Source organism: Bacillus sp. JJ664 (assembly GCF_036962205.1).
Lineage (GTDB): Bacteria > Bacillota > Bacilli > Bacillales > Bacillaceae_G > Gottfriedia.
Window position 1 is genome coordinate 22,437 of record NZ_JBALMS010000078.1, and the last position, 6,954, is coordinate 29,390.

Consider the following 6,954-nt stretch of genomic DNA (forward strand, 5'->3'; position numbering starts at 1 on the left):
TTTTTGTGGAATATGACAATTTATGACTATTTTACTGAAATACAAACAAACTACATAATAGATAGAAATGAATAGAGGAGTGATAAAAATGACGGTTACAATTTACGATGTCGCACGAGAGGCAAACGTTTCCATGGCTACTGTTTCTCGCGTAGTAAATGGCAATCCAAATGTTAAGCCTACTACTAGAAAAAAAGTAAATGAAGCAATTAGTCGTTTAGGATATAGACCAAATGCGGTAGCAAGAGGATTAGCTAGTAAGAAAACTACAACGGTAGGGGTTATTATACCTGATATTTCGAATAGTTTTTATGCAGAACTTGCACGTGGTATTGAAGATATCGCTACAATGTATAAATACAATATCATTTTAAGTAACTCTGATGAAAATATTGAAAAAGAGATTACCCTAATCAATAATATGTTAGCTAAACAAGTTGACGGGATTTTATTTATTGGTGGCACTGTTAGTGATGTGCATAAAGAAGAATATGAAAAAGCCGGTGTACCAATTGTTTTAGCAACAACTTATGATGAGGCAAAAACAATTCCTTCAGTTAATATTAACTATGAGCAAGCAGCTTTTGATGCAGTTGACTATTTAATAAAGAAAGGTCACAAATCAGTTGCTTTTGTAAATGGACCAATTGAAAATAACATCATAAGTTTAAGTAAATTGAACGGATATTTAAGAGCATTACAAGAGAATGGTATTGAATTTGATGAAAATTTACTAACATATGGGGATCATAGTTATGAGTCGGGTAGTGAGGCATTTGAAACGTTTCATGAGCGTAACATAATACCAAGCGCGATTTTCGTAGCTTCAGATGAAATGGCAATTGGTGTGATCCATAGTGCACAGGATCATGGTTTGTTAATACCGAATAATTTAGAGGTTATTGGATTCGATAATACAAGACTTGCATTAATGGTACGTCCAAAGTTAACGACGGTAGTACAACCAATGTATGATATAGGTGCTGTTGCAATGCGTCTATTAACAAAATATATGAATAAAGAAACAGTGGAAGATTCACATGTTATTCTTCCGCATCATCTTCAAATTCGCCAATCAACAAAATAAATAAAGGAAGCTAAGAACAATATTGTTCAATAGCTTCTTTTTTTACATTTTTTATATAAATGGCTTCTTTTGTTGTATGTAAAGTGGATCGAGTGCACGGTTAAGTATTTGAGAATTGTATTCCTCTATTTCTTTTTTTCTTGGAATGTTTCTTACAATAGAAGGGTCATCTGTCCATGTTTTAGGTAATGTAACATTAGATACTTTTTGCCATTTTTCAAGCCAAGAATTTGGTATATGTTCTGAAGAAGGTTGTTGATTGGTCATAGCTAACCAAACATTGGCCCAAGCTCTTGGCACAACTCTCCAGTAATCATACCCTCCACCAGCAACAGCAATCCATCTTCCCTCACAATATTTATGAGCGATTTCATGTGCGATTTTAGGGATTTCTTGGAATGATTTCATTGTTGTACATAGATGAGTTAATGGGTCATAACAATGTGAATCTGAACCATTTTGTGTAAAAATTATATCGGGTTTGAAATATTCTGCAATTTCAGAAAGTGCTTTTTTATAGTTTACTAGAAAAGAATCATCTTCTGTAAACGCATCAATCGGAACGTTAAAAGAATAACCAAATCCCTTACCTTGTCCTCTTTCATTTACTCCACCAGTGCCAGGAAATAAGTAACGTCCTGTTTCATGAATTGATAATGTACAAACTGTAGGATCATCGTAAAATGCCCATTGAACGCCGTCACCATGATGAGCATCCGTATCTACATATAATACTTTCAATCCATATTTTTTCTGAATATATTTAATAGCAATTGCACAATCATTGTATACACAAAATCCTGATGCTTTCCGTTTAAATCCATGATGCAAACCGCCCCCTAAATTAAAGGCGTGATTTGCTTTACCTTCTAGTACAGCATCAACAGCGGTTAATGTACCACCAACTATTAAGGAGCTTGCTTCATGCATATTTTTAAAAATAGGTGTATCTTCGGTTCCTAAACCGAATTGCTCTGATATTTGTTCGTTAATTGTTTCGTGACTAGCTTTTTTTACTTGTTCTATATATTGGCTATCATGGAATAATAAAAGCTCTTCATCCGTAGCGATTCTCGGAAAAAGTACATCAGTGTCATTTATTAACTGACTCTCTTTTAACAATTCATAAACAAGCTGTGAGCGAATCGGGTTAAATGGATGATTTTCGTTAAATTGATATGAATGATAATCTTCACTGTAAATTAAATAAACATCCTTTTTCATATCGTTTCACTCGCTTCATTTGGCCAAAGAATCGTATATCCTTCAGTTTTAAGTTTTGTTATCATCGTTAAGGGATTCATTGTCTGAATCCTAAAAACGAGCACTTTATGCAAAGGATCTTTTGCAGGATAAACTAAAACGCTAACGATATTAATATTTTCTTTTGCAAAAACAGTTACGACTTCACTTAAAATGCCAGGTTGATCACGAACTAAAAGTTCAATTTGTGAACTTGGTTGGTATGCTCCAGTTAATGTAACCAATGTATGAAGAACGTCAATTTCAGTGACAAGACCAACTAATTTGCCACTAGAAACGACTGGTAAACAACCAATTTTATATTGGTAAAAATTGGTTGCAACTTCTTCAACGAAGTCCATTTGACTACAAGTAATCACATTTGATGTCATTATTTTTTCTACTGAAACTTGAAAAACATTTGAAATTTCTTGGGGAAACAATGTAGATGGTAGTGCATCGCGAACGTCTCGATCAGAAATGATTCCGATTACTTCTGAATCATCATTAATAATTGGAATATGACGGACTTCACCTTTGCGAAAAATTGTAATCGCTTCACCAATTGTATTTTCTTTCTTTAAAGTAACGTTTGAACTGCGCATAATATCTTGAATAAGCATGTTATAGAATCCTACCTTTCGAGATTAGAAGTCAGTTAGTACATATATCTTTGTAAGAAACGTAGAGCGTCAAAAGCTTGAATGTCTTCGGTTGTCACTCGTTTTCCAATTCTAACCATTAAACAGTTTGCAGGGTGAGAGCAAATCTCGGGGTCATCAGTTGCAAATTGAATAAGACCTCCTGCATTCATCATCTTTTCCATCATTTTACGATAATCCCATACACTAAGGCCGGTTCCTTTTAGGTCCCAATGCCAGTAATATTCTGTTGTAATAACGATATAATCTTCCATTGCATCATCCATCATTGAAATCATTAACATATTTTTGGCTATAGAAAACCCTCTAAATTCGGGGATTACTTCGATTGCGCCGAGTTCTATCAAATTTTCTAAAGTTGTTTGTGACCATCTTTCAAGTGGGTCAGGATATAAATATGTTACATATCCTACGATTGTATGATCACACCTTGCGATAATAATTCTTGCTTCTGGTAAACTGGCAATTTCAACAACTGCTTTATGTTGTTGCTTTGGTGGCCTAAATGAAGTTAAATTCTCATGAAACTCATATGTTTCAAGTAATACAGATTCAACCGGGCCTTCTATGATTAACTCACCTTTATTTGTAAGAATTTTCTTTGAAAAATACTTTTTTGGGTGATCCAATTAAACTCACTCCCTAGGAAAACACCTTTTTTCTTATCATACTAAAAATTATGCAGTAATAGATACAGGAAAAACATCATAATGTGTCTAATTATTTAAAAGTAGATAATATAGTAAAAATACTGAAAATTAAGTTTACTAAAGGTATAATACTTATATACATAATCGAGGAGGGATTTTAATGAAAGTGGAAGCGCTTCCTGTAAAAAATGGTCATTTTAATTTAACGAATTATGAAGAGAGTTATCAAAACTTTGATTGGAAAGAAGTAGAAAAAGAGTTCTCTTTTCATACTACACAAAAGTTTAATGTAGCATATGAGGCGATTGATCGTCATGCAAACTCCCACCGCAAAGATAAGATTGCTTTGTATTATAAAGACGACGAGCGTAATGAAAAATATACATTTGGAGAAATGAAAACCAATTCTGATAAAGCTGCAAATGTGTTGAAACAATATGGTGATATTGAGAAGGGCGACCGCGTATTTATTTTCATGCCACGTCAACCAGAATTATATTTTGCATTACTTGGTGCTTTGAAATTAGGTGCAATTGTAGGGCCTTTATTTGAAGCTTTTATGGAAGGTGCTGTAAAGGATCGTTTAGAAGACAGTGAAGCAAAAGTTATTATTACAACGCCAGCTTTATTATCTCGTGTACCAATCAATGATTTGCCTTCATTGAAAACGATATTTCTTGTAGGAAATGATGTTAACGAAGGTGGTAAATTCGTTGATTTCACGACTCGTTTTAAGGAAGCAAATGCTGACTTTGACATTACGTGGTTAAACCGTGATGATGGCTTAATTTTACACTATACATCAGGCTCAACTGGAAAGCCAAAGGGCGTACTTCACGTTCAACAAGCGATGATTCAACATTATCAAACTGGTAAATGGGTATTAGATATTAAAGAAGATGATATTTATTGGTGCACAGCTGATCCAGGCTGGGTAACAGGTACATCTTATGGAATTTTCGGCCCATGGTTAAATGGTGCATCAAATGTAGTATTGGGTGGTAGATTTAGCCCTGATACTTGGTATGAAACAATTCAAAACTTTGGTGTCACAATTTGGTATAGTGCTCCGACTGCGTTCCGCATGTTAATGGGTGCAGGTGAGGATGTTCTTAAAAAATATAATTTAAGTTCACTACGTCATATATTAAGTGTAGGAGAGCCATTAAACCCTGAGGTAGTACGTTGGGGGGCAAAGGTGTTCGACTTACGTATTCATGATACATGGTGGATGACAGAAACAGGTGCGCAGTTAATTTGTAATTATCCATGTATGCCGATTCGACCAGGCTCAATGGGAAAACCGTTACCAGGAGTAGAGGCAGCAATCGTCGATAATAACGGTAAAGAGGTTGCACCATATACAATGGGGAATCTAGCGATTAAAAAAGGTTGGCCATCAATGATGCATACGATTTGGAATAATGAACCAAAATTCCAATCTTATTTTTTAAACGATGAATGGTATGTATCTGGTGATTCAGCTTACATGGATGAGGATGGATATTTCTGGTTCCAAGGTCGTGTTGATGATGTGATCATGACGTCGGGTGAGCGTGTAGGGCCATTTGAAGTTGAAAGTAAACTTGTTGAACACCCGGCTATTGCTGAAGCTGGCGTTATTGGAATCCCAGATCCAGTTCGTGGAGAAATTATAAAAGCCTTTGTTGCCCTTCGTGATGGTTACGTGGCAACTGATGAGCTAAAAGAAGAAATCCGAAACTTTGTCAAAGTAGGCTTAGCTGCACATGCTGCACCAAGACAAATTGAATTCAGAGATAAACTACCAAAAACACGTAGCGGTAAAATCATGCGTAGGGTGTTAAAAGCATGGGAATTAAACCTACCTACAGGTGATTTATCAACGATGGAAGATTAATTAAAATAAAAACCATTGGAAAATAATCCAATGGTTTTTTGTTATATATACTAAAATTTCCGATCTGATCCACCACCACCGGAACTTCCACCGCCTCCACCTCTGGAACCAGAAGAACTTAACAGAGCCGGTAATAAATTCAAGATGAAGTAGGTAAGAACACCATTAAAAAACATCATATCAACAATAATGACTACAATCACAAAGGCAATTATTAGGATGATCTTTACATTATCCCAAAGTGAACTCGTTTTTGAATGACCGTTTTTTTCAGATCCGTTTAATATGACGTTATAAAGCGATTTATACGTATTTGTTAAAGCAAGGGATTCCTCACCATTTTTCAAATATGGAATTGCATTTTGATCCAAAATATGACCCGAACGGATATCGGTTACAACCCCTTCTAGTCCATACCCAACTTCAATTCGTATTTCTCGATCCTGCTTTGCGTATAGCACCAGGACACCATTATTTTTTTCTTTATTACCTAGTCCATATTCACGAAAAGCTGTATTAGCATACTCTTTTATATCATTTCCTTCTAAACTAGGGATTGTTAAAACTGCTAATTGCGCAGAGGTTGTATCTTCTAGTTTTTTTCCTAATTGAATAAGAGATTGTGCATCTTGACGATCTAGTACATTAGCATAATCCTGAACATAAATGTCTCCAACTCGTGAAGGTACATTTATTTCAGCTGATGCAATTGAACTAAATGAAAGTAGAAATCCAATTAGAATAATAGTTGAGAAAAGTTTTCTCATTTACTTACCATCGCCATTAAAATCAACTTCAGGTGTAGCTTTATCCGTATCAGATACTTCGAAGTATTCTTTTTTATCAAAACCAAAAGTTCCTGCTAATAAAACGCCTGGGAATTTTTTTATTTTTTGGTTATATAAGGTAACGGCATCATTATAATCTTTACGTGCAACAGCTAAACGGTTTTCTGTGCCTTCTAGGCTGTCCATCAACGCTCTAAAGTTTTCATTTGATTTTAATTCTGGATAGTTTTCAACTACAACTAGTAGACGGCTTAATGCACCAGATAATTCTTGATCCGCTTTGCTTTTTTCAGCTGTCGATTGAGCCCCAGCAAGTTTAGCTCTTGCTTCAGTTACTGATGCAATCACATCTTTCTCTTGTTGAGCATATCCTTTTACTGTATTGACTAAATTTGGTATTAAATCTGATCGACGTTTTAATTGGTTATCAACTTGTGACATTTTATTTGTCACATTTTCTTCTTGAGATACAAATCCATTATAACTTCCAACCCCCATAAAGATAAGAACTACTACAATAATGAGTGCAATCCATACACCTTTATTTCTCAATTTTAAACACTCCATTTCCAAAATATGTATTATTACTATTGATATTAAATCATATTACATCAACCGTTGGACTTTTATTCAATAAATGTGTAAT

Annotated in this window: 7 protein-coding genes; 2 read left to right on the forward strand and 5 right to left on the reverse strand. The window is 34.8% G+C overall.

Going from position 1 to position 6,954, the window contains the following annotated elements:
* Positions 1 to 88: 88 nt before the first annotated feature.
* Positions 89 to 1,087 carry a catabolite control protein A gene (gene ccpA, locus V7056_RS13540; RefSeq protein WP_499702748.1) on the forward strand — a complete coding sequence of 333 codons (999 nt, stop codon included), beginning with the start codon at positions 89 to 91 and terminating at the stop codon, positions 1,085 to 1,087.
* 51 nt (positions 1,088 to 1,138) lie between these two features.
* Here ccpA and V7056_RS13545 read toward each other — a convergent pair whose 3' ends face one another.
* From V7056_RS13545 to V7056_RS13555, 3 genes are read right to left on the reverse strand one after another with little or no spacing between them, the layout of a single operon-like run.
* Entirely contained in the window at positions 1,139 to 2,311 is a 1,173-nt protein-coding gene (locus tag V7056_RS13545; RefSeq protein WP_499702750.1) for an acetoin utilization protein AcuC, read from the reverse strand.
* Entirely contained in the window at positions 2,308 to 2,952 is a 645-nt protein-coding gene (locus V7056_RS13550) for an acetoin utilization AcuB family protein (protein ID WP_499702752.1), read from the reverse strand. The genes V7056_RS13545 and V7056_RS13550 overlap by 4 nt, the downstream gene beginning before the upstream one ends.
* A gap of 35 nt (positions 2,953 to 2,987) precedes the next feature.
* On the reverse strand, positions 2,988 to 3,620 hold the full coding sequence (locus V7056_RS13555) for a GNAT family N-acetyltransferase (RefSeq protein WP_499702754.1): 633 nt from the start codon (positions 3,618 to 3,620) through the stop codon (positions 2,988 to 2,990).
* 181 nt (positions 3,621 to 3,801) lie between these two features.
* Here V7056_RS13555 and acsA point away from each other — a divergent pair, with 181 nt between their 5' ends.
* Complete coding sequence (acsA, locus tag V7056_RS13560) at positions 3,802 to 5,520, forward strand: acetate--CoA ligase (RefSeq protein WP_499702756.1); 1,719 nt, start codon at positions 3,802 to 3,804, stop codon at positions 5,518 to 5,520.
* A gap of 50 nt (positions 5,521 to 5,570) precedes the next feature.
* On the opposite strand, the gene V7056_RS13565 is transcribed toward acsA, so the two are convergent.
* Positions 5,571 to 6,287: a TPM domain-containing protein gene (locus V7056_RS13565; protein WP_499702757.1), complete on the reverse strand. Its 717-nt coding sequence runs from the start codon at positions 6,285 to 6,287 to the stop codon at positions 5,571 to 5,573.
* Complete coding sequence (locus tag V7056_RS13570; protein WP_499702758.1) at positions 6,288 to 6,860, reverse strand: LemA family protein; 573 nt, start codon at positions 6,858 to 6,860, stop codon at positions 6,288 to 6,290.
* Positions 6,861 to 6,954: the final 94 nt, after the last annotated feature.

Coding starts and splice junctions, on each gene's coding strand:
- ccpA (WP_499702748.1), top strand. CDS start 89: ATGACGGTTACAATTTACGATGTCGCACGAGAGGCAAACGTTTCCATG.
- V7056_RS13545 (WP_499702750.1), bottom strand. CDS start 2,311: ATGAAAAAGGATGTTTATTTAATTTACAGTGAAGATTATCATTCATAT.
- V7056_RS13550 (WP_499702752.1), bottom strand. CDS start 2,952: ATGCTTATTCAAGATATTATGCGCAGTTCAAACGTTACTTTAAAGAAA.
- acsA (WP_499702756.1), top strand. CDS start 3,802: ATGAAAGTGGAAGCGCTTCCTGTAAAAAATGGTCATTTTAATTTAACG.
- V7056_RS13565 (WP_499702757.1), bottom strand. CDS start 6,287: ATGAGAAAACTTTTCTCAACTATTATTCTAATTGGATTTCTACTTTCA.